The organism is Mucilaginibacter sp. (assembly GCF_039925265.1).
GTDB lineage: Bacteria > Bacteroidota > Bacteroidia > Sphingobacteriales > Sphingobacteriaceae > Mucilaginibacter.
The window spans coordinates 1-23,543 of the sequence record NZ_JBDSZG010000021.1; the positions used below are offsets into that span (position 1 = coordinate 1).

A 23,543-nucleotide genomic window follows, 5' to 3' on the forward strand; every position below is an offset into this window, starting at 1 on the left:
GCTTCTACAGCATTTGCTACACGTCGAGGGTGGTCAGTTTGTCCCGGAATCCCCTGGTCAGTTTGCCCCGGAATTGGTGGTCAGCTTGCCCCGGAATCAGGTGGTCTGGTTCATCAGAATCTCCACAACCCCCATAACCTCTAAATTGGCAAACTTTTAAGAATTATAGATTATAACATCTCGTATATATATGATGAAGAAAAATGAGATGTTGTAAATATTCTAAGACATATCTATAATACACCAAAGGTATAATTATGTCCCTTTTTTGGCAACAAAAATATTGACTAGAATCTAATAGAATTGACCATATTCACCGCGGTCGCGAAGATAGCCCACGCCGAAATCAAACGTCAAGGGTATACAAGCGGGCCGTTTTGTCCGCTTCCAGCGGCTGGCCCGCCCTTGACATTTGCTTCGGCTAAGCGCTTTTGTTGCTTAAGCGTTGAATAAGGGTTGGTTGTTCATAAGAACATACGGCATCCAAGTATCTCTAAATAGTGAGAGGATCGGTAACACATCCTCTGTTGCATAAAGGCATTTGTGGTTACTTTGGTTTTTTTAACAGCCATTTAGTCGGGGTACATGCACGATGTAAAGAGAGTATGGTACCCACTTTATCTGTTAACGCGACCTAAGCTTTCTGCCAATTCATTTTTATATTAAGCATTCTTAGAAATATTATCTAAGTTTATTAAATATTAAACCTTTCAATGAGCTTTCACGATCCTATTCGCCAATCCAAATATTTAAGACAAACGCTTTCGCAGGATAAGAAACCTGTAGGGTTCTTCATCTCCGCCGGATGTCCTTTAGCTGTGACTATGCCTGAAGGTAAATGGCCTTTGATACCAGATGTTGCTGGACTGACTAGATATGTATCTGATACTCTACTTGAGGAAAAAGATGTCAAAGATGGGAAATTAAGGAGTATCGGTGCGTCCTATACATTATTAATAGAAGAGATTAAAAAGACAGGCAAAACAAATGCCAATATTGAAGACATTCTAAGTTTCATACGTGGAATGAAACAAATTTCGGTTGGAGCTACAGATGTTAGAGGATTCACCGATTCCGAACTATCAGATCTCGAAACAAGCGTATGCGGCAAGATTGCAGAAAAATTAAAAGTTTCTTTGCCGGATAACAAAACCCCATATCATAAACTCGCTAAGTGGGTGCATAATATAGAACGAGATTGCCCTATAGAAGTTTTCACAACCAATTATGATCTATTGGTCGAAGAAGCCTTTGAATATATCGGGGTCCCTTACTTTGATGGTTTTGTCGGCTCCAAACAACCATTCTTCGATTTAAGAGCCGTTGAAGATTGTTTAATTCCAAGGCACTGGTCAAGATTGTGGAAAATACATGGCTCTATAAATTGGTACCAGAAAAACAAAAAGGATGTCTATCGCTCAACCAGTTTAGAAGAAAATGACCCGTGTATTATTCAACCATCTCATTTAAAATATGATCAAAGTAGAAAGATGCCCTATTTGGCATTGATTGATCGTCTCAATAAATTTCTTCGACAAAACTCGGCGGTTCTTATCCTGTCCGGGTATTCTTTTAGTGATGAACACCTGAATGATACCATACTTAATGCCTTGAAGGCAAATCCAACCGCTATGGTAATTGGCTTATTATTCGGGACACTAACTTACAAGGAGGAAAAAACGGAGGGCGATGTTAAAACCGAAAAGACTTTTGTTAGGTATGAACAGGCTTTAAAACTTGCTGAAAATAGATCAAACCTAAGTATATGGACCTATGATGAAGCGGTAATTGGTGGTTTAAGGGCCAAATGGCGACCATCAAAAACAGAATATGATGCAGATGAAAACATTGCGAACGCTGTTAAATGTATTGTAGAAAAAGTTAAGGATGCAGAGGGAAAAGAAACAGAGTCCACAACAACACGATATGAATTTCATTTAGGGGATTTTTCGCTGTTGGGTGATTTTCTACAGGAGTTAATTGGCAAAGAGCAGTTTAAAGTCGAAGAAAATGGCAACTAAATCAACATATTTAGGCACCATACAAGACGTAAACGGAACATCAGTTAGTGTCACCTTGGGAAATGGAGCTCCATCTGGATTAACCTATGTAGATGGTGAAGGCTATAGAATAGGTCAAATCGGCAGCTTTGTAAAAATACCCATAGGATATATTGATTTATTTGGCATTGTTACGCAGGTCGGGGCAAGTGCCGTTCCTGATAACCAAATCGCCTCGCAGCCATATGGTAACAGGTGGATAAAAATTCAACTTATTGGGGAGGGGCAACGAAATGGATCTTTTCAACGTGGAATATCGCAATACCCTACTATAAGTGACGAAGTACACCTTGTTTCAGAATCAGACCTAAAAAGAATATACGGCCAGCCCGACAAGCCTTATTTTGTTAAAGTTGGGCATATTTCAGGAGCTGAATCCATTCCTGCCCTAATAGACATTAACAAACTAATTACTAGGCATTCTGCGATTGTCGGAACAACCGGGTCTGGAAAATCAACAACTGTGGCCAGTATATTGAATGCTATTTCAGATCCGACGCGTTACCCATCAGCAAGGATTATCGTATTTGATATTCATGGTGAGTATGCACAAGCACTAAAAGACCGGGCAAATATATTTAAAGTCAACGCTGACAAAACTGAAGGAAGTATAGAAAAGGATTTGTTTATTCCGTTCTGGGCATTAAATTTTGAAGAACTTTGTAACATTAGTTTAGGTAAGTTTAATAACGAGAAAGACGAAAATATTATGTTGGAAAGGATTTCCCTTGCCAAATTAGAAAGCATCAGGTTATATCCCAAAAAAGGGGTTGATCCTGATACCCTTAATGTCGATTCTCCAATACCATTTAGCCTTAATAAACTTTGGCACCAGTTATACCTGGAATGCTTTGCTACCTATTACAAAAGGGATGGGTTGCCCATAGATAATTTAGCTTATGAGTTAGACGGTGAGGGTGTTGAATTAAAAGGAAACGCTGATACCGCCGTTTCACCAATCTTCAAGAAACCTAAAAACGACGCTGGTGACCCTGAAAAGATCAACTACTTACCGGGAAGTCTAAATGTTGGTCAACAAGTCTTATCGCTTGGTGCAAAACTTAGAATACCCCGGTTTGATTTCTTGTTTAAACCAGGGGACTGGACACCTGACGTAGACGGAAAAACAGAAAAGGATTTAGATAGCCTGCTTAAAGAATGGATAGGAAGCGATAAGCCGATTACGATAATGGATTTGTCTGGAGTACCTATCACGATTTTAAACACTATCATTGGGGTGTTGTTAAGAATAATTTATGATGGGCTTTTTTGGGCCAGAAATTTATCACAAGGGGGTAGAAACAGGCCGCTATTACTACTAATGGAAGAAGCACATAATTACCTTAACAATGAAGGCAGTGCATTGACCATTGTGCAAAAAATAGTAAAGGAAGGCAGAAAATATGGTATCGGCGCAATGATTGTTAGTCAAAGGCCATCGGAAGTTAATTCAACCATACTTTCACAGTGCGGTACTTTCTTCGCATTGAGATTAGCCAATGCGACAGACCGGGGGCATATTACCAGCGCGGTAACGGATAACCTTGAAGGTTTAACAAGTATGTTGCCTATACTAAGAACAGGCGAGGCCATCATTCTTGGCGAAGCTGTCAAACTACCTATGCGTACGCTGATTGAAGCCCCTCCGAAAGACCGGAGGCCAGATAGTCAAGACCCAATAATTTACGACGAGCATGATGAAGAATTTTCAACTCAGCCTGGTGGTTGGGGTATCAAAATGGAGGAAAACCCTAATTATGAAGAACTCTTAGAAGCTTGGAGATCACAAAGTCCATTTATTAAAAGAATTATCAAATAAATCAACATGAATAGAGAATCAGTTAGCTCATCAAACATAGCCTCGATCGGTTATGACAAAACATCGGAAACATTAGAGATTGAATTTATAAATGGCGGCGTTTATCAATATTTTGACGTGCCGGAACGCGAATACGATGGCATAATGAATGCAGCCTCTCACGGCCAATATCTTGCTCAAAATATTAAAGGTAATTATCGATTCTCAAAAGTTTAAATAAATGATAAGTCTGAATCAACAGTTAAAACGTGTTGAAATCAAAGATTTTGAGATTGAAAACGCGGTAGTTTTCAGTTACTTTGATAACCTTCCGGCTACAGAAAGGGATTCCAAATTACTTCGAGCCTTGTATATTGGTGTATTGGCTTTAATGGAAGATCGCTTATCTTCATTCCTGTCAAAAACATCAAATGAATTGGGAACTGAACTCGAAAGTCTAAAGATGATTTTCGATATGAAGAAGGAGTTGTTTTACAAATCCTCGGTTAAAGGCTCTCTTGCTGAAGAAGAAATAGCAGACTTTTTGAATGATTATTTTTCGGAAAAAAAATTAAAAGATAAAGCCCTATTAGTAAGAAATATACCAGGCATTCTTCCCAAAAACAAAACTGGGGACATTGTTTGCGAATTAGAAGGGAAATCCGATCTGAAAATTGTTATTGAATGCAAATTCGATAAGAGCATCAAAGTTGGTGAAATAGAATCCAAAGATGTATTCCTAAAACATACTGATACTGCATGGAGCCAATTGATAGAATCGCAAGCCAACAGGGATGCTAAGATCAGTTTAATTGTGTTTGATGTATCTCTGGTTGATGTAACCGTACTCAAACAATTTGAAAACGTTGGTTATATCCCTGGTATCGGTATGGTCGCAGTCGTAAATTCACAAAAGGGGGACTATAGCAATTTAGTAATTGCTTACATGCTGGCACGTGACATTGCATTAAACGCCACGCCAGTTGAACTTGACAAAGAGCTTTTAGCAATACTGGTGAATAGGATTATTAAAGGTCTAAATGAAGTTTTAACAATAAAGAGTTTAGTAGAAAGCAATATTGATAATAATAAATCGATATTAAAGCAATTGGAAAAGAGTATGCTTTTAATGGAATTTAATCAACACTATTTAAAAAAATTCCTCAATGACGGAACGCTCACCAAAACAGATTTGTTAAACTATTACAACGGCGAAGATGTTAAAGATAAATATCGTCTTATAGAGAAAGAGATCAATGAAAGAGAATAGACGATGATCTTTTTGAAGTGTCTTTGATTACTCTGTAATTTATCCTAAGTAAAATCAATTAATAGTATGCTTTTCGGGGATTTTAATAAAAAGCATGTTTCTATACAACATCTAAACCACCCTAATTATTACAATGAATCTTATTCAAAGAAATTTCAAAATTACCGTTAAAGACGATTTAAATGCGTTAAATGGAACCGAATTTGAAGTGGTGTGTCGTACAATACTGGAGTTAATATTAAATGAACCTATCACGCTGGAGGGCCAAAATTTATATGCAAAACCAGTCAAGAGTACTGCTGATATGGGTAGTACATTTTATGATACAGTTGGACAGTGCGGAACAGATGTAGATTATTATGAGAAATTTGAAAAACCAATTAAGGATACTGAGGGGGCAATTGGTAATCATCCAAAATCCAAAGTTATTTACCTTTTTTCTAATCGATTCGCTACTACAAGTAAAATCTCTGACTTAAACGACCTCATTAAGAGTAAGCAATACAATCAAACAGTATTTATTTATGATTCGGATAAAATTGGGGACGTACTACTTGACAACATATCCTCGGCCAAACTTGAAAGTATTTGGATGTATTTATCTCGTTCTTATGAATTATTTAAAATTTTCCCGGATACTAATAAATTGCCAAATTTTAAATCTAAATACTATTCTCGGCCCGAGGAAAGTGCAATAATAGATCTTTTAAAGAATAGAGACCACCTCCAAGTATATGGACTGAGTGGTATTGGAAAAACAGAGTTAACGATAAGCGTAGCGCATACTCTTAAAGATCAATTTGACACAGTCATTTTTATAGAGGGCGATTATGAACAAAATCTTCATTTCAATATAAATGGGGTACGTCTTTCAAAATTTGATCAACTCATCAATTTATCAAACATATTAGAGAAATATCGTATTCTGTTAATATTGGATAATTTCAATGACAACGTAAATAGAATTATTGCCGATTTTTTAAAGGCGAATTCTAAAAAGTCCAAATGCATTATAACATCTTTACAAAGCCAAATTTCAGCCGACAATACTTATAATTTACTTTATTTAAGTGACGGTACAGCAACTGCTATTTTAGAAGATAGTTTAAACCCACCAGACGAATCTCAATTGGATTTTTTAATTAAGGAAATTAAAGGCTATCCACTAATTTTAAATATCCTTAAAGCCAACGTAGAAAATGGAAGTTTTTCTTGGGATGAAATTATAAAGGAAATAGGTTCGGTAATTCAATTAAATGACCCGGAGAGCAAAGATTTAAATATTGCAAAACGAGTAGTGGGTTTTGTGAAAGATAAATACGACAAGGCTTTCGCGTTTTTGAAATATGTAAATCCTCATAACCGGAAAATAAATCGCTATTTCATAAAATCCATACTTGGAACATTAGTGCTGTCGAATTTTCAAAAGTCATCATTCATTAATATTCAAGATGCCATATATTATGATGTACATAAAATTGTATTAGATGCGATTATTAGTTATGTAAATGAAATTAAATATGAAGATGAGTTTGACGATAACCTGTTAAAGTTTCTGTCTGAACAAAACCAAAAAAAGGGTTCGGATTTTTACAGCATGGTTTTTAATCACCGCGAATTCCTTAATCAAAAACTTACCCATACAAATGATCTGCTCAAAAAAACGGTTTTATATGCAATCATTCAAGCAACGGATATTCGTGTAAACCCAGCTTCTATAATTGAGAAATTAGAGCAACTTAAATTAAATGATGTAGAATACATAGATGTCCTATTACTTATAGAAATGTTTGAAATTATTTTATTTCAAATAAAATCAGATACGAATCGCGTTCAAACTGCTGAAAAGCAAATTAGTAAGCTCGCCGACATCTTACAAAAAACAATAGATAGTGAAATTAAAATTAATCTGCTACATCACATCGGTAAAATATATGCTAAAATCAATAATCCTAAGATGGCTTTGCAATATTTCGATCAAGTCATCGCAATCAACCCCAAAGCAGATTACTGCATTTTACAAATCACAAGAATTTATGACCAAAAAAGAGACTATGATGCTTCGAAGAACAATCTTAAATTAATTTTTGAAGATGAAGAAATATTGAAAAATATTTCCGTTTCGTTACTATTATCATTTTACGACATCCTTTCAGCAAGCAAATATGAACACCTCAGGAAACAATATATCGACACTAACATAAATAACTTCGTTATTAAACTTGTGCAATCTTTGGACGCAAAGTTTGATCAACCTTACCAAACCATAAATAAGTATTCGGATATACTTAGTTATAGTTTTCCAGAAGAATTTGAATTTATTATGGAAAGCCTACCGGAACCGTCGAATATTGATGCAAACAACGAATTAAAATATAATTACGCAAACACATTATCTGTTTATTACAAGCATCTTAAAGACAGATACAGCAAAGCAGATAAAGAAGAAAAAATGAATTCAATCAAAAAGTCTCTTTTGGAATATTTTGAATTTATCGAAACTATTAGTCTCAATGATTTTCAAAAACGAAATGTCGGCAAATTTTGGCTAAATATGGAGGATTACCTAAAGGCTTTGAACGTTGTAAAAGATCTTGATTATTCAGATGGAGAGTTTAATAATCAAACGCTTTGTAAAATCTATAAGGGATTAAAAGACTATGATAATGCTAATATTGCTATTGATACAGCTATCGCTTTAGGAATAAAGAAGCGTACGGCAAGTAAATTTATGGCGGCATTCTATCATGACAAATCAGAAGTAGAATATCATCAAAACTCAGTAGATTGTTTGAGAACTTTAGAAACAGCAATTGATACAAGTATAGACAATCATTTAAAGGAACAATGGAGACTTAAATTGGACTTATGGGCCGCTAAGTTTAATAATTAAGTGAATATTATTCTCTAATAACGCTAAAAAGCTTATTAGAGACAATATCGCAACCAAAGAAACTTACGTTTTGACCTTCTTATGCAGAGTAAAATCAATAAAACTAAATTTAAATTGGCAAAAGTGATGTACCTATGCTGTTCCCATCTGAAATTTAGTCTTTTAGAAACAAATCTAAAGTGCTGATAATCAGCATATCGATAAACTCTGATTCGAACCTACGCCCCCTTGCACTCCCTGAAAACTAATTGTTTCTTGGATGATTTATTTCACTCTCTATTGTTACTTATTTGTTACTTTTTGATTGTAACAATTTGTAAGTCAATTGAATATTCTATTCCGGCCATGGGGGATTAATAAAATGTAATACTTGTTAGGGGATATTATTTTACTTGATTAGTTTATAATCCTGAGTAGCTGTGTTGTTGTCGGTAATCCATTGACAAACATATCCGTGTTCATCCCAGGAAACAATTCTAACTAATATCTCCGATGATGGCGATTTATCATTATTTTTAAGTGCTTGTTCGTCGATTAAAATGAAAGTGTCTGGCGAAACAATGCCCCATTCTAAGAATCGCCTTAAAATTGTATTTCCTTTATTGTCGGTATAGTCCATTGAAATTTTATTCCTTGTAAATGTTGTTGGGTCTCCGTTGGTAGAGGCAAACTGTCCGATCTTAATATATTCCGGAACAAACACTTTGTCCGAATAGGGGCAATTAAACCATATGTTAGAAATATCCTCATTTAAATGAACGCCGAGCAGTGTCAATATTTGTATATCATCAGAATTAGCAAACCCGTTTCCAACTTTGGAGTCGAACAGAACACCATCTTTGAAAATGTAGTCCATCATAATTGATCTGTTGCCACTAGGGTACATCACCATTATTAACCTGTAATTTTTTTTGTCAAAAAAGTTTTTGGTTGTATAACCATTGGGTGCCCTTGCAGTCACCACAAAGCAGTCAGCGTTTTCAAATTTGTGGTCAGGTAATCGGGATAACTCATACTTAAGCGTTTTGTAGCCGTATTGAATTTGACTATATGTTTTAAGTTTTACTTCTTCTTTCAACTGTATGTTGGTTACATGAACTACCGAGTTTCCGTCAATCCTGCTAATTTTTTCTCCGTTAAAAAAAGTAGTCTGTGGATAGTTAGTTTTCGATAAAATACATTGAACATATTTTTCCCCAGTTTTTAATTTTTCATTTACTATCGCTCTTGACTGATCTTGTTGGGTAACCAAGTAAGTAGTTTGGACCGACTTTATTTTTGAGATTCTGAGTTCACCTCCGCAAAAAACTATTGAAGAATCTATAATTTGATTTGCCGTAAGTTTATCTTGTTTTTGTGCAAACAACAGTGTTGGAAAAAAATAAATTAACGTTATGATGTATCGTCCTGTCATTTGGCATCATCTATAAATGGCATAAAGCTCAAATGTACACAATAAACGTCCTCGAAAACACATACACCCCATTTCAATGTATCTAACTTAATGGTTTAGCCATTGCATATACATCTTTTACAGAATATACAAATCTAATGAATGGTGCTTTTTCATGCAGTATAAATTAACTATATTTTGCTGGAACTATTATATGTATCACGTTACTTATTTTTACTTTTTAAGTATAACCTATTGTAAATCAGTATAACATTCAATTCTGGCCATGGGGTATTGTTGAGCTTAATAGCTGCAAAGATACACCGGGAAAAGATTTGAAAATTTTGCTATTTGGTGTATAAATAAAAGACCTCTTACCACTTGTCGCATTTGGCCCCTTAAGTTGTCATAATAATACATGCAGCTCTCCATCGTAAAGCATAAATTTGTTCACTCAATTAAAACCATCCACATAGTGAAAACAACGTTTGATAAAGCAACAAGGGACGAACTGGTAAAACGTATCAACACCATCCAGGAAAGCACCCCTGCGCAATGGGGTAAAATGAACGCTTACCAAATGGTTAAACACTGCAGGCAGTGGGAAGAGCTAATAACCGGCGACCTGCCCAGTAAGCGGGTATTTATTGGCCGTATATTTGGCAAAATAGCGCTAAAGAGTTTTTTGAAAGACGATAGCCCCATGGGCCGTAATTCGCCTACAACACCTGAGGTTAAGGCGCAGGAAAGCACCGGCAATTTTGCCGCCGAAAAAACAAAGTGGCTTGCCTTAATAGAACAAAACGCAAACACGGTTACACCCAATTTTGTACACCCCTTTTTTGGGAAAATGACAAACGAGCAAATTGGATTGCTTGCCTATAAACACATCGACCATCACCTGAGGCAGTTTGGCGCGTAGTATTGTAGTCTACCCTGGCCCAAATTCACTTGTGTTTAAACATTTAACATATACTTTGCATAAGCCCCAATTATTAAGGTAAATTTGCAGCGCCTTAATTGAGGGAGATTTAATGCGCCGGTTTATCTGCTTAGTCATATTTTGTTTTGCCGGATGTTCTGCAGTTTTTGCACAGCAGGATAGTACCGCAAGCCGTGCCGATACCCCGAGGCGCTATGTAAGGGTGCCGCGCCCCATGACCGTGCTCGATTCTGTTGCCCATGCCTTAGCGCTGGAAGAAAAGTTCGTGTCCGATTCGTTATCGATGGTTTACATTTTAAAACCCGATAGCACACGTACCAGCCTGTTTGTAGATAGCATATTAAAAAGCAACGCCTACACCGGCAACCATTACCTGGATATAGCCGCGCATGCAAATACAAAACCCAGCATAAAGGGCTACGGCCACCTGCGCCCCTCGCGCGACCCATGGGTTGTTGCCATTATTGTGGTATTGATATTATTTATCCCGGTGCTTAATATTTACTCCAGCAAGGATATGAACAACGTGTTCCTGTCGTTTTACAACAAGCGCAGCATGGCGCAGGCGGGTAAGGAAGACAGCCCCATAAACGCCTGGACATTCATCGGGCTTTTCCTGCTCTTTGGCTTCACTTTCGGCATATTTTTATATTTGCTCACTACTGGTTACTATAAAGTTTACTACCCCATAAGCGGTTTTCAGCTATTCGCTACCCTATCATTGGTTATTATCGGGCTGTTTGCCATAAAATTCCTGGCGCTAAAGTTTTTGGGCTTTGTATTTGATATTAATAAACTGGTGGGCGACTATATAACCGCGCTGTCACTAACTTATTTTAATATTACCTTTGTTTTTTTACCCGTGGCCCTGTGTTTCAGCCTGATAGCCGATAAGTTTTTCCCTTACCTGCTGGCTATTACGTTGTTACTTACCATCGTTGTTTTTGTATGGCAGTATCTGCGCAGCAGTGTAAGTATTATTACAAATTTTCAATTTCATAAATTTTATTTATTTATCTATCTTTGTGCCCTCGAAATTTGCCCAATATTGATATTGGTAAAGGCACTTAATATAGGTTTTAAGTAGTTAGTTTTATAACGTATAGCATTGGAAGACAGAAAGAAAAAGGTTAAGAGCATATTAGTTACGCTGCCAAAGCCTGAGAATGATAAAAATCCTTACGCTGAACTGGCTAAGAAGCTTAATTTGAAGATCGATTTCAGGTCGTTTATTCATGTTGAGGGGGTACCTGCAAAGGATTTTCGCAAGGAGAAGATAAACCTTGGCGATTTTACGGCGGTTATTTTCACCAGCCGTAACTCTGCAGATCATTTTTTCCGCATATGCGAAGAGATGCGCTTTGAGGTGCCTGTAGAAATGAAATATTTCTGCCTTTCGGAAACCATTGCCCTTTACCTGCAAAAGTATATCCAGTACCGTAAGCGTAAAATATTTTTCGGTAAGCAAACCGCTGCCGATCTGGCCGAGGTGTTGAAAAAACACTCAGGCGAAAAATTCCTGTACCCATGCTCTGATGTAGCTGCTGAAGAAACCCAAAAGTTTTTGCTGGATAACGGCTATAACTTTACCCCGGCTGTACTGTTCCGCACCGTATGCAGCGACCTGAGCGACCTGGCCGAAGTGTTTTACGATGTTATCGCATTTTTTAGCCCTTCCAGCATCCAGTCACTATACCAAAACTTCCCCGATTTTAAACAAAACAACACCCGTATTGCAGCATTTGGGGCTACAACCCACAAAGCTGTATTGCAGGCCGGTTTAATATTGGATATCCCGGCGCCAACCCCAGCCGCCCCATCCATGACGATGGCTATAGACCAATACGTAAAACAAGTAAACAAATAATTTGTAATTACTACAGCCTTTTTGCAACATTTTCTTTTAGATGGCGTATAACGTTAAAGAATTTAAAAATTAAATTGCCAATTTAAGCCGTTAGTTAAAGTTCAATTAAACGCCAAATTTTTGCCAATTTTTAACTAAAGGGGCTTGTAACTTGGGTTTTTAAAACATTTTTGCATTGGAGTGAAGTATATTTAATATATTCGGGGGTGCGTTATGTTGCAAAGGATTGATAACGTGTTAATGTTTTTTAATACAAAAATGAAGCAAATATACTTTCTTATAGTAGTTTTAGCGAGTTCCGTTTTAGTAGGATGTAGTACCGGTGGCGCCGGAAATGGCGAAGTTGTTGGTGTGCGTCAGCGCGCTTTCAGAGCCACCGCTCCGTTAAACATGGTTTATATTAAAGGTGGTACTTTCCTGATGGGCCAAACCGACCAGGACGTAACTTTTGCACAAACCTCGCAAACCAAACAGGTAACCGTTGCTCCGTTTTTTATGGACGAAACCGAACTTTCGAACACTAAATACAAGCAATTTGTACTGTGGGTGCGCGATTCTATCGCCATCACCAACTACCTCAACGATCAAAAATATTACCTTCAGCCTAAAAAAGGAGCGCCTGCAAACCCTAACGGCAAAAAATACATTAACTGGACCTACGCACGCAGCAACCCCATTTTTAGCACTAAGGGCAAAAATGCCGCTGCCAACGCACAAAAATTACAAGGCCTTTACTACCAGGGCGACGACCGCGTGTTCGACCGTAACGAGATCGACACCCGCTTGTTAAAATATAACTTTGCTATGGTTGTGCTGCGCGATGCTGCCAACTACAAAAATGACAAGACAAAAAAACGTTCGGACTTTATTTTGCGCGATACCGTTGCAATTTATCCGGACACGTTGGTTTGGTTGAGCGATTTTTCATACGCAGCTAACGAGCCGATGGTTGAAGGCTACTTCTCGCACCCGGCATACCGTAACTACCCGGTTGTAGGGGTTACCTGGCGCCAGGCGAGGGCATTTACCGCATGGCGTACCCGCCTTAGCGAAGGTGCCAAACATGCCCGCGGCCTTGACGCTAACCTGCCGTTCGACCTGCCAAACGATGCTGAATTTGAATATGCCGCACGTGGTGGCCGGATAGGTACCGATTACCCTTGGGGCGGGCCTTATATTAAAAATGCAAAAGGTTGCCTGATGGCCAACTTTAAACCGGGCCGTGGTAACTATACCGACGATGGTGGTGCTTATACCGTAAATGTGCGCTCGTATTTTCCAAATGATTTCGGCTTATACAATATGGCTGGCAACGTAGCGGAATGGACGATGTCTGCTTATGACGAATCGGCTACAACTTTTGTACATGACCTTTCCCCCACATTTAATTACGAAGCCAAACCAAACGACCCTGAAGTACTGAAAAGAAAAGTAGTCCGCGGCGGTTCGTGGAAAGATATTGGCTATTATCTGCAGAACTCTACACGTACTTTCGAGTACCAGGATACTGCAAAATCGTACATCGGCTTCCGTTGTGTAACCCATTATTTGGGCCGCGACATACGGGACAAGCGTTAATCAAACAAATCAATTATAAAATCATTATTATTTACTAAAACGTATGGCTGGTAAGAAAAAACCTTTCGGAATAAGTAATATTATATCAATTGGCGCTACAGTTGTTATTATAGGTCTGCTATTTAAAATTCAGCACTGGAAATTTGCATCTGAGTTTATAACAGTTGGGCTGGGTACTGAAGCAGTACTATTCCTGATATTAGGTTTGCAGAGGGATGATAAAGAAGTTGATTGGGTAAGGGTATATCCCGAACTGAATGAAGACTTCGCGGGAGAGTTGCCAAAATCGTCTGCAAAACCTGTTGCAATAAACAGCGGTTTTTCTAACACCGCAGCTTTGGACAAAATGCTGGAGGATGCCAAGATAGGCCCCGAACTCATCGGCAGCCTGGGCGAGGGCTTACGTAACTTTGGCGATAAAGTTAACGCGATCTCGAGAGTTACCGATGCCGGTGACGCTACTATTGCCTTTACAAACAAAGTAAAAGCAGCAACAGCAAGCTACGATACTTTAAGCACTGCATTTGATAAAGCATCAGCTAATTTGGCAGAGATGGCGGCATCTAATACAGATTCTAAAGCATACCACGACCAGGTGAACAAACTGGCCCTGAACCTTGCAGAACTGAATGGTGTTTACGAACTGGAGTTACAGGATTCGAGCGCGCATTTAAAAGCGATGAACAGTTTCTACAAAAACCTGTCGGTAACCATGAATAACTTTAACGAGTCGTTAGACGATTCGCGCCAGTTTAAAGATGAGGTTGGCCGTTTGGCTAAAAACTTGGCGTCGCTTAACTCGGTATACGGTAACATGCTTAGTGCAATGAACCAACCCCGCGTTAATTAATATCATTTGATCAACCAGAAATTAGAACTAATATAGATGGCCGGAGGTAAAGAAACCCCAAGACAGCGAATGATAGGTATCCTATACCTGGTTCTTTTAGGGCTCATCGCCTTAAACGTACCAGAGGGTTTGCTGGATGCATTTAAAAATATCAAAAACAGTTTAAATACATCAAGTAGTAACGTTACCAACGGGATAGATAATACTTACGCTGCTTTTGAGAAAACAAAGCTTAAAGATCAGCCGGAAAGAGCCAAAGAGCCTTACAGAAAAGCGAAGGAGGCAAGTAAAGCCGCAGGCGAACTAAGCACTTATATTGATGAATTAAGTGCGCTCCTGGTGAAAGAAGGTGGAGGCATTAACCCGGAAATAGATGACGTTGATGGCCGGGATAATCTGGATATTTCTCCACGTGTAATGATCGCTAATAAACACGCTGAGAAACTACGTCAGAAGATAAACGAAACCCGTACAAAATTACTTGGCTTATTGAGCGAAAAGGAAAAAACAGGTATCAATCTATCACTTGTGGCCAATGATCCTCCAAAAGGAATAGATGGGCAAAAGAGCTGGGAGGATGCTTATTTTGGCGAAGGTATTCCTTTGGGAGCTACTTTAACCACGCTTGCCAAAATCAAGGCTGATGCGAAGAACGCTGAGAACGAAATTGTTAAGAAGCTGTTGGGCGAAGTTGACCAGGCTGTAGTAAACCTTGATAAGTTCAGCGCAGTAGCTGTTGCGCCGTCGAGCTACGTAATTGCAGGCCAGCCCTACACGGCTGAAGTGTTCCTTACAGCCTCAGATTCAAAATCTAACCCAAGCATAACCGTTAACGGATCTAATTTAGCCGTAGCGGATGGTAAGGGAAAGTATTCCGTAAATACCGGTAGCGAGGGTGTATTCACCTGGGTTGGGCGTGTAACTGTTAAACAAGCAGATGGAACTTCTAAAACTTATGATACCAATCCACAAACTTACCAGGTAGCGCGCCCGTCGGCTGTTGTATCGCCAGATAAGATGAACGTATTGTACATTGGTGTTCCAAACCCAATATCAATATCGGCACCGGGTATTCCCAAAGAGAAATTAAGGGTAAGTATATCAGGTGGTTCGGTTAGCGGTTCAAACGGGCACTATACGGCTACGGTGAGCAGCGCAGGCCAGGCCACTGTATCGGTATCAGGTGAGATAGCACCCGGAAAAACCCAGGTTTTAGGCTCAACCTTATTCCGTGTAAAACGTATACCAGATCCTAAGCCGCAATTTGCGGGTAAAAGCAGTGGCAGCACAAGCGCAGCTAACTTAAGGGGACAAGACAAAGTATTTGCCAGGTTAGAGAATTTTGAATTCGATGCAACTTTTGCTGTAACCAGGTTTACACTGATCATATTAAAGCCACGCCAGGATGTGGTAAGATATTCAACCACCGGCTCAGAATTGAGTGGCGCAATGCGTACAGCAATGGCAGGTGTTACACCGGGTACAACAGTTGTAATACAAGATATTATAGCGGTGGGCCCCGACGGCACACAGCGCGGCCTTGACGCGATAGTATTAACAGCTAATTAAAAATTAGATATGAAAGCAAGATTTTTAGTTATTGTGCTTTGCCTGCTTTGCAGCGCATCGTTTGCACAAAAGAAACCGACTGCCAAAAAGAAAGCACCTGCTAAAAGAACGGTGGGTAACCGTAAACCGGCTACCCAAAATGGTGGTGCAAACATGCAACCATCTGTTTTAGACACTACAAGAAAGGCTGCTGCCGTACCTGCAAAACCCTTTGACCGCCCATTGGATGGTTATTACAAAAAGACCAATATTTTAAGCGCTAAGGTTACGCCTTATGCCAACTTGCGCGAATCGGACGTGGCCTTTGCTAAACGTGTTTGGCGCGAGATTGACCTGCGCGAGAAAATGAACCAGTACCTGGCGTCGCCTAAACAAAGGCTGATAGATGTGTTGATGACCGCTATCGATAATGGAGAATTAACTGCATACGACCCAACATCCACCAAGGATGACCCCAACGGGGATAGCTTTTCTAAACCGCTTACCGGCCCGCAGGCTCACAGCCAATTGTCGGATAGCAGCGTAGTGGACAAATTCGACCCTAAAACAGGAGAAAGAATAGGTTCTAAAGTTGTTGCAGGTGAATTTTTAGCAGACAGCCTTATCAAGTTCCGCATCAAGGAAGATTGGGTTTTCGACAGGCAGCGTTCTATTTTTGAGCCCCGTATTGTAGGCATCGCGCCAATGGTGAAAATAAAGACATCAGGTAACGTTGTTAACAACGAATATCAGCCGGCATTTTGGATCTACTTCCCGGAAGCAAGGCCTGTATTGGCCGTTAAAGAGGCAGTAAGCCGCAACAATGATGCAACAGGCCTAAGCTTCGACGACGTATTTATGAAGCGCCTTTTCAGCAGTTACATTGTCAAACAATCTAACGATAAAGACGAGCGGATACGTGATTACGCCCAGGGTATTGATAAGCTTTACGAAGCCGAAAGGATCAAAAAGAACCTGATGGATTGGGAGCTTAACCTTTGGAGCTATTAAGGTTAATGCATAAACTAACGGTTGCTGATGGAAAGCCTGAGAAACTTTTTTCAATCACTGTCACCAATAACAAATGAGGCTTGGGAAGACGCTCAAAAGCTATTTAAGCCAGCCACATTAAAAAAAGAAGAATATTTTTGTACAGAAGGCAAAGTCTCCAAAGACTTTGCCTTTTTAGTTTCTGGGATAGTAAGGGGTTTTTACCGAACACAGAAAGGTACGGAGTACAATAAACACTTTTTTACGCCGTCTTCTATTATCGGCGGCTACACTTCCTTAATAACCGGGAGCCCAAACCAGGTAATTCAACAGGCACTTACCGATTGTGAGATACTCACCGCCAATTATTCAGCCTTTGTGAATTTGTATAATGCCCACCCCTGTCTTGAAAGAGCCGGTCGGTTATTCGCAGAGCGTTATTTTGTACAAAAGGAACAGAAGGAATTGGAGATAATAATGCTTGATGCGGGGCAGCGCTATAAGCTTTTTAAAACAACTTATCCGGGTTTGGAACAACTTATCCCACAATACCATATTGCTTCCTATTTGGGGATAAGCGCCACCCAACTGAGCCGCATCCGCGCTAAATTGGTTAAGCAATAGTTTCTTTACATAGGTAAATTAATTTCGGGTAGCATAGCGGTATTTTTACAGCATGTTTACCACCAAATTGATATACACGCAGTTGGCAGCTATCGTTTGCATAGTACTTATAAATTGCTTTGCTCCTGAGGCTTTTGCTCAACAAACTACTGCCCAGAAAATTGATAAGTACATTCGGCAGAAATTAGCTGCCAGCAAAATACCTGGCCTGGCTGTAGCCGTGGTGCATTACGATAGCTTAATTATTGCCAAAGGCTATGGTGCCACGCCAACAGGGGCACTGATAGACGCGAATACACCCTTCGCGCTGGCATCGTTAAGTAAGGGATTTACCGCGACAGCGGTTCTTCAATTAGTTGAAGAAGGAAAGATAGGGTTAGACAACCCTGTAATTAAATATATGCCCGGTTGGTTGCCAAATGTACCGCAGCGGGGAAACATTACTGTTAGGCATTTATTGAACCAGGTAAGCGGCCTGGGCGATACCGGCTACGCTGAATTTACACTGGACAAGCAACCAACTACCCTGGATGCCGCTATAAAGAATATGGACCGGGCGAACCTGATATCCGCGCCGGGGAAACAGTTTCATTACCACAACCCAAACTACCAGGTGCTTGCCAAAATAGTTGAGGCTGTAAGCCATGAGGAGTTTGCGAAGTATTTACAGGAACACATCTTTAACCCACTGCAAATGGCAAACACATATGATGTTGCCAACGTTGATGAATTTTTCCGCGCGCCGCACAATTTGCCTAAAGGCAATTTATATCTTTTAGGCAGACCTTTGGCTTACACAGAACCGGGATGGTTTATAGCCGGCGATGCCGGCATTGCATCAACAGCTAAGGATATGGCCAGGTGGTTATCGTTCCAGCTTAAAGCACATGGTGCGGATACAGGGCAAGTGCTTAAGGGTGGCTCGCTCAAAATAATGCAAACCCCGCCGCGGGGAGGGGCATCTACCTACGCGATGGGCTGGCATGCAAACACCGATGCCCACATTTTATACCACAGCGGAATTATGTGGACATACAGTTCGCAGGAAATATTGCTTACCGATAAAGGGTATGGCATAGTGGTGCTCATTAACGGTGGGCTTAATAACCTCACAGATTACTATTCGTTTTTGCAGGGGATACAGGATATTTTAAACAATAAGGAACCGGAAACGGGAACGTTCCCACGCTGGCTTTACACGGTGCTTATGATAATGGCGCTATGCATTATCCTTTTCCTTGGTATAAGGAGGTTGCGGCGGGTGAGGCAATGGTATCAAAATTACAAAAGCCGCGCCCCCTGGAAAACCTGGCTTTACACAGCGCTGCGACTTGGGCCTTTTGCCCTGCTGTTGCTGGTGCCATATTTGTTAACGCTGATAAGCGGACGCGTACTTAACTGGCCACGGATTATGTTAATGTTCCCGGATGTTATATTGGTTTTGGGGCTATTGGGGATACTGAACCTTTTGATAATAGCAGTTAGACTTTTGTATCTATACCGGCATAAGAATAGAAGCATCAGCAGGTAAATACTACTGCAATCCTGTTATGTCGCTTACCGCCGGGTTGAAATACTGTGTAATAGCTTTGGCCTGTTTAAGGTTTACCACTTCCTGTAAAACTGTTTCGCTGGCTTCGCGAATTTTCTTTACCGATTTAAAGTATTTAAGCAGTTTTTCGGCAGTGGTTTTGCCTATGCCCTCTATCAATTCCAGTTCGGTGGCAAGGGTTCCTTTATCGCGTTTTTTACGGTGGAAAGTGATACCGAAACGGTGAGCCTCATCACGCAGTTGCTGAATGATCTTCAGGGTCTCTGATCGTTTATCGAGGTACATGGGGTACTGGTCGCCGGGATAATAAAGTTCTTCCAGCCGTTTGGCTATGCCAATAACGGTAACCTGCTTTTCTATTCCCAGTAGCTTCAAACTCTTCATGGCAGATGAGAGCTGGCCTTTACCACCATCAATTATGATGAGTTGAGGTAGTTCGGTGCCTTCATCCAGAAGCCGGCGGTAACGCCTGTGTACAGCCTCCTCCATCGTTGCAAAATCATCAGGCCCAACTACCGTTTTTACGTTAAAGTGGCGGTAGTCCTTTTTAAATGGCTTCCCATCTCTAAACACCACGATGGCCGATACCGGGTACTTTCCCTGGAAGTTGGAGTTATCAAAACACTCGATGTGGCGTGGCTGCTGGTTCATGCGCAGTTCCTTCATCATCAGTTCCATTAACCTATCGGTTCGCACATCGGGGTTCAGTTTCTCGTACTGGTCTATCTTTTCCTTCTTAAAGAACATCACATTCTTTTGAGAAAGATCAAGCAGTTTACGCTTTTCGCCCAGTTTAGGCACCGTAAATTTTATTTTTGCGTCGTCCAGATCAATATCAAAAGGTACTATGATCTCTTTGGAATGGCTTTCGTACCTGGTGCGGAACTCAGTGATGGCAATGGTGAGCAACTCTTCATCCGTTTCATCCAATCGCTTTTTCAGCTCGATGGTTTGAGTTTGCGTGATGGTGCCATTCATTACTTTGAGGTAGTTAACAAAGGCATATTTTTCTTCGGATGCGATGCTGAAAACATCCACATCGGTAATGGATGAATTTACAACAGTAGATTTACTCTGGTAATTCTCCAGCAGTTCCGATTTTCGTTTCAGGCGGTGCGCCTGTTCAAAGTTCAACTCGCTCACGGCTTTCTCCAAGTCCGTTTTTAAGTTGCGGACAACCGCACCTATCTTGCCACTCAGGATATCTTTGATCTCGTCAATACTGTTATCGTAATCCGTTTCCGACTGGTAATCCTGGCAGGGCCCTTTACAATTACCCAGCTGGTATTCCAGGCAAACCTTAAACTTACCTTTCTCAATGTTTTCGCGGGTGAGGTTGAGGCTGCAGGTACGCAGGGGGTAAGTTTCTTTTATAAGCCCCAAAATGGTGTGCATCATACTTACCGAGGCATAAGGGCCAAGGTATTTAGAACCATCGCGGATGATGCGGCGGGTCCAGTATATGCGGGGATAGTTTTCGTTTTTGATGATGATCCAGGGGTAGGTTTTATCATCCTTCAGCATCACGTTATAACGCGGCTGATGCTTCTTGATCATGCTGTTCTCCAGCAGCCATGCATCCACCTCGGTATCAACAATGGTAAAAGTTATTTTGCGTATTTTGGATACCAATACCCGTGTTTTTGCATTTATCTGGGTATCCTTATTAAAGTACGAGCCTACACGATTACGCAGGTCCTTGGCCTTACCAATATATATCAGCTCGTCCGTCACATCCCAATATTGGTAAACACCCGGTTTGTGCGGTATATTCTTTAAAGCCTCGCGATGATCAAATTTGTCCATTACCCAGTTCACTGGTTCATCAGTTCATTGGTTCATTAGTCAGGCTTTACACACAAATATTACCAGCGAACTAATGAACCAGTGAACCAATGAACTAACCTAAAAATCTAATTTCTTCTCCACCTCGTTGGTGCCTTTTTGTTGCTGGCTGTAAGCGCCGCAATCGAGGGTGATGGATACACCACTTTTGGGCGGAACAAAGTCTACGTTTGTTTTAATGCCGAGCTTACTATTGGCGTAAACCCTTTTCATATAGCCTGCAAAAATAGGCAACGCTGTATTGGCTCCCTCGCCCAGACGGGTACTGCGGAAGTGGATGTCGCGGTCTTCGCAGCCTGTCCACACGCCGGTAACCAATTGCGGGGTGATGCCAATAAACCAGCCATCGGAGTTATCTTGAGTGGTGCCTGTTTTACCGCCAATAGGGTTCATGATATGGTAATCCCTTCTTAAGCGGTAACCCGTTCCTTCATCTATAACGCCTTTAAGCATATAGGTCATTACGTAAGCGGTTTGCGGGTTAAGGGCCTGCACTACCTTTGGTGTGTTGTTATATAATACGTTCCCGTTTTTATCTTCAATGCGCATCAGGAAGGTAGGTTCGGTCCAAACGCCCTCGTTGGCGAAGGCGGAGTAAGCGCCCGTCATATCAAAAACGGATGCGTTGAATGTACCAAGGCAAATAGACGGGTATGGAGGCACCTCGCTGGTAATCCCCATCTTCTTTATCTGCTCCATCACCGGCACGGGTTTCACTTCGTTCATTACATATGCCGTAACCCAGTTTTGCGATCGCGCAAGCGCTGTGCGCAGGGTTATCACCCCCGGTACCGTTTCGCTTGGCGATGAACGCGGGGACCAATCTGCGCCGTAACCTGTAATGGTGATAGGCTCGTTGGCCACCTGCATACAAGGCGAAAATCCATTTTCAATAGCAACGGCGTAGGTAAAGGGCTTAGCCGTTGAACCCACCTGGCGCGTACCGGTTTTTACCTGGTCGTATTTAAAATGTTCGAAGTTGGTGCCACCAACCCATGCTTTAATGTAACCTGTGGTAGGGTCCATACTCATTAAAGCGTTGCGCAGCATCATTTTGCAATACACAATGCTATCGATAGGTTTCATCACAGTATCAATATCGCCATGCCAGGTAAAAATGTTCATTTTAGCGGGCGTGGCAAAATCAGTTTTTATCTCTTCGTCAGTTTTATTCTGCAGTTTCAGGCTGGCGTACCTGTCTGACCGGCGCATCCCTTTATCCAGCAGGCTTTTAAAGGTTGGAATAGCTTTATAGAGGCTCAACCCTTTCCAGTGCGAATTGAATTGTGCCTGTAGTTTTTTCATGTATTCTTTTTGGGCGTCTTCCGCATACTGCTGCATAGTAGCATCAATGGTGGTGTAAATTTTTAGCCCGTCGCGGTCGAGGTCGTAGGTGGTAACGCCATCGGGTTTTAGAATAGCTTTATCCACCAGGATCTTTTGGATCTCTTTTTTCAACACCGCCCTAAAGTAGGTGGCCATACCCTCGTTGTGGTCGGTAACTTTAAATATCAGTCCAAGCGGTTTTTGTTTAAACTCCTCGGTTTGGCCAGCGCTCAGGTAACCTTCTTCGCCCATGCGGCGCAGCACAAAGTTGCGGCGGTTTAAAGCGTTATCGGGGTGGTTGATTGGGCTGTAAATGCCCGGGCCGTTTATCATGCCCATTAAAAGCGCGGCCTGGTCTGGCGTAAGCTTATCTGGTGTGGTATTAAAATAGGTGCGCGATGCCGAGCTGATACCGTAGGTGTTATAAGCACCAAAATCTACCGTGTTGAGATAAAGCGTTAAGATCTCTTCCTTGGTATAGTTGCGTTCCAGCTTAACAGCGGTGATCCATTCCTTTAATTTTTGAATAATACGAACGAATGGGTTATGCGTTTTTTCGGTAAATAAGTTTTTGGCCAGTTGCTGCGTAATAGTACTGCCGCCCTGTTTTTTGCCGATTAGGTTGTACAATACGATGGTAAAAGAGCGCTGAAAATCGATACCCGAATGTTCGTAAAAGCGGGCGTCTTCGGTGGCAACCAGCGCGTTAATTACATTGGGCGATAATTGCCTATAGGTAACGCTGGTGCGGTTTTTTACATAATAGTTGCCAAGAACCTGGTTATCTGACGAAATCACCTGCGACGCCTGGTCGCTTTTTGGGTTTTCCAACTCGCGGAAAGATGGCAGCGTGCCGAACACCTGGAAAGCGATCAGCAAGATCATGATCACAAAAAAGGAAAAGCCGGCAATTATAAAACGCCATATATACCAATTGTAACGCCTGATATCCTGTGTGGTGAGCTTGTTTTTATTATTGCGGTTATTGTTGTTGACGATCATGACT

General features: G+C 40.8%; 17 protein-coding genes. 14 read left to right on the forward strand and 3 right to left on the reverse strand.

Translation table 11 applies throughout. The features are described 5' to 3' along the window. Positions 1 to 713 precede the first annotated feature (713 nt). The 5 genes from ABIX36_RS11020 (at position 714) to ABIX36_RS11040 (ending at position 8,021) form a co-directional block, all read left to right on the forward strand. The gene (locus ABIX36_RS11020) at positions 714 to 2,021 is read left to right on the forward strand and encodes an SIR2 family protein (protein WP_348082218.1); all 1,308 of its coding nucleotides are present in this window, start codon (positions 714 to 716) and stop codon (positions 2,019 to 2,021) included. After that, positions 2,011 to 3,879: an ATP-binding protein gene (locus tag ABIX36_RS11025; protein ID WP_117384390.1), complete on the forward strand. Its 1,869-nt coding sequence runs from the start codon at positions 2,011 to 2,013 to the stop codon at positions 3,877 to 3,879. Before ABIX36_RS11020 ends, ABIX36_RS11025 begins: the two co-directional genes overlap by 11 nt. 6 nt (positions 3,880 to 3,885) lie before the next feature. Then, entirely contained in the window at positions 3,886 to 4,095 is a 210-nt protein-coding gene (locus tag ABIX36_RS11030; RefSeq protein ID WP_348082219.1) for a KTSC domain-containing protein, read from the forward strand. Positions 4,096 to 4,099: 4 nt separating this feature from the next. Then, positions 4,100 to 5,128 carry a hypothetical protein gene (locus tag ABIX36_RS11035; protein WP_348082220.1) on the forward strand — a complete coding sequence of 343 codons (1,029 nt, stop codon included), beginning with the start codon at positions 4,100 to 4,102 and terminating at the stop codon, positions 5,126 to 5,128. A gap of 133 nt (positions 5,129 to 5,261) precedes the next feature. After that, entirely contained in the window at positions 5,262 to 8,021 is a 2,760-nt protein-coding gene (locus tag ABIX36_RS11040) for an NB-ARC domain-containing protein (protein ID WP_348082221.1), read from the forward strand. Between the two features lie 388 nt (positions 8,022 to 8,409). Here ABIX36_RS11040 and ABIX36_RS11045 read toward each other — a convergent pair whose 3' ends face one another. Continuing rightward, a complete protein-coding gene (locus ABIX36_RS11045) occupies positions 8,410 to 9,387 on the reverse strand; it encodes a hypothetical protein (RefSeq protein WP_348082222.1) in 978 nt (325 codons plus the stop codon). Between the two features lie 502 nt (positions 9,388 to 9,889). Between ABIX36_RS11045 and ABIX36_RS11050 the strand changes: the two genes are divergently transcribed. The 9 genes from ABIX36_RS11050 to ABIX36_RS11090 all read left to right on the forward strand — a co-directional run bounded on the left by ABIX36_RS11050 (position 9,890) and on the right by ABIX36_RS11090 (position 19,345). Then, a complete protein-coding gene (locus ABIX36_RS11050) occupies positions 9,890 to 10,336 on the forward strand; it encodes a DUF1569 domain-containing protein (RefSeq protein WP_348082223.1) in 447 nt (148 codons plus the stop codon). A gap of 112 nt (positions 10,337 to 10,448) precedes the next feature. Then, positions 10,449 to 11,444 (forward strand): DUF4271 domain-containing protein, encoded by a 996-nt coding sequence (locus ABIX36_RS11055; protein WP_348082224.1) that lies wholly within the window; start codon positions 10,449 to 10,451, stop codon positions 11,442 to 11,444. 15 nt (positions 11,445 to 11,459) lie between these two features. Next, positions 11,460 to 12,224, forward strand: a complete 765-nt coding sequence (locus ABIX36_RS11060; protein ID WP_348082247.1) for a uroporphyrinogen-III synthase — start codon at positions 11,460 to 11,462, stop codon at positions 12,222 to 12,224. A 258-nt stretch (positions 12,225 to 12,482) separates the two neighbouring features. Further along, positions 12,483 to 13,802 carry an SUMF1/EgtB/PvdO family nonheme iron enzyme gene (locus tag ABIX36_RS11065; RefSeq protein ID WP_348082225.1) on the forward strand — a complete coding sequence of 440 codons (1,320 nt, stop codon included), beginning with the start codon at positions 12,483 to 12,485 and terminating at the stop codon, positions 13,800 to 13,802. A 43-nt stretch (positions 13,803 to 13,845) separates the two neighbouring features. Next, on the forward strand, positions 13,846 to 14,652 hold the full coding sequence (gldL, locus tag ABIX36_RS11070) for a gliding motility protein GldL (protein WP_348082226.1): 807 nt from the start codon (positions 13,846 to 13,848) through the stop codon (positions 14,650 to 14,652). Between the two features lie 36 nt (positions 14,653 to 14,688). After that, complete coding sequence (gene gldM, locus ABIX36_RS11075) at positions 14,689 to 16,221, forward strand: gliding motility protein GldM (protein ID WP_348082227.1); 1,533 nt, start codon at positions 14,689 to 14,691, stop codon at positions 16,219 to 16,221. A 9-nt stretch (positions 16,222 to 16,230) separates the two neighbouring features. After that, positions 16,231 to 17,211, forward strand: a complete 981-nt coding sequence (gldN, locus tag ABIX36_RS11080) for a gliding motility protein GldN (protein ID WP_348082228.1) — start codon at positions 16,231 to 16,233, stop codon at positions 17,209 to 17,211. 27 nt (positions 17,212 to 17,238) lie between these two features. Then, positions 17,239 to 17,814: a Crp/Fnr family transcriptional regulator gene (locus tag ABIX36_RS11085; RefSeq protein ID WP_348082229.1), complete on the forward strand. Its 576-nt coding sequence runs from the start codon at positions 17,239 to 17,241 to the stop codon at positions 17,812 to 17,814. 52 nt (positions 17,815 to 17,866) lie between these two features. Further along, entirely contained in the window at positions 17,867 to 19,345 is a 1,479-nt protein-coding gene (locus ABIX36_RS11090; RefSeq protein WP_348082230.1) for a serine hydrolase domain-containing protein, read from the forward strand. Positions 19,346 to 19,348: 3 nt separating this feature from the next. Here ABIX36_RS11090 and uvrC read toward each other — a convergent pair whose 3' ends face one another. After that, positions 19,349 to 21,172, reverse strand: a complete 1,824-nt coding sequence (gene uvrC / locus ABIX36_RS11095) for an excinuclease ABC subunit UvrC (protein WP_348082231.1) — start codon at positions 21,170 to 21,172, stop codon at positions 19,349 to 19,351. A 99-nt stretch (positions 21,173 to 21,271) separates the two neighbouring features. Further along, positions 21,272 to 23,539 (reverse strand): transglycosylase domain-containing protein, encoded by a 2,268-nt coding sequence (locus tag ABIX36_RS11100; protein WP_348082232.1) that lies wholly within the window; start codon positions 23,537 to 23,539, stop codon positions 21,272 to 21,274. Positions 23,540 to 23,543: the final 4 nt, after the last annotated feature.

Bases quoted from the DNA above. Each gene is read 5' to 3' on its own strand.
- ABIX36_RS11020 (WP_348082218.1), top strand. From the start codon at position 714: ATGAGCTTTCACGATCCTATTCGCCAATCCAAATATTTAAGACAAACG.
- ABIX36_RS11025 (WP_117384390.1), top strand. From the start codon at position 2,011: ATGGCAACTAAATCAACATATTTAGGCACCATACAAGACGTAAACGGA.
- ABIX36_RS11030 (WP_348082219.1), top strand. From the start codon at position 3,886: ATGAATAGAGAATCAGTTAGCTCATCAAACATAGCCTCGATCGGTTAT.
- ABIX36_RS11035 (WP_348082220.1), top strand. From the start codon at position 4,100: ATGATAAGTCTGAATCAACAGTTAAAACGTGTTGAAATCAAAGATTTT.
- ABIX36_RS11040 (WP_348082221.1), top strand. From the start codon at position 5,262: ATGAATCTTATTCAAAGAAATTTCAAAATTACCGTTAAAGACGATTTA.
- ABIX36_RS11055 (WP_348082224.1), top strand. From the start codon at position 10,449: ATGCGCCGGTTTATCTGCTTAGTCATATTTTGTTTTGCCGGATGTTCT.
- ABIX36_RS11065 (WP_348082225.1), top strand. From the start codon at position 12,483: ATGAAGCAAATATACTTTCTTATAGTAGTTTTAGCGAGTTCCGTTTTA.
- gldL (WP_348082226.1), top strand. From the start codon at position 13,846: ATGGCTGGTAAGAAAAAACCTTTCGGAATAAGTAATATTATATCAATT.
- gldM (WP_348082227.1), top strand. From the start codon at position 14,689: ATGGCCGGAGGTAAAGAAACCCCAAGACAGCGAATGATAGGTATCCTA.
- gldN (WP_348082228.1), top strand. From the start codon at position 16,231: ATGAAAGCAAGATTTTTAGTTATTGTGCTTTGCCTGCTTTGCAGCGCA.
- ABIX36_RS11085 (WP_348082229.1), top strand. From the start codon at position 17,239: ATGGAAAGCCTGAGAAACTTTTTTCAATCACTGTCACCAATAACAAAT.
- ABIX36_RS11090 (WP_348082230.1), top strand. From the start codon at position 17,867: ATGTTTACCACCAAATTGATATACACGCAGTTGGCAGCTATCGTTTGC.
- uvrC (WP_348082231.1), bottom strand. From the start codon at position 21,172: ATGGACAAATTTGATCATCGCGAGGCTTTAAAGAATATACCGCACAAA.
- ABIX36_RS11100 (WP_348082232.1), bottom strand. From the start codon at position 23,539: ATGATCGTCAACAACAATAACCGCAATAATAAAAACAAGCTCACCACA.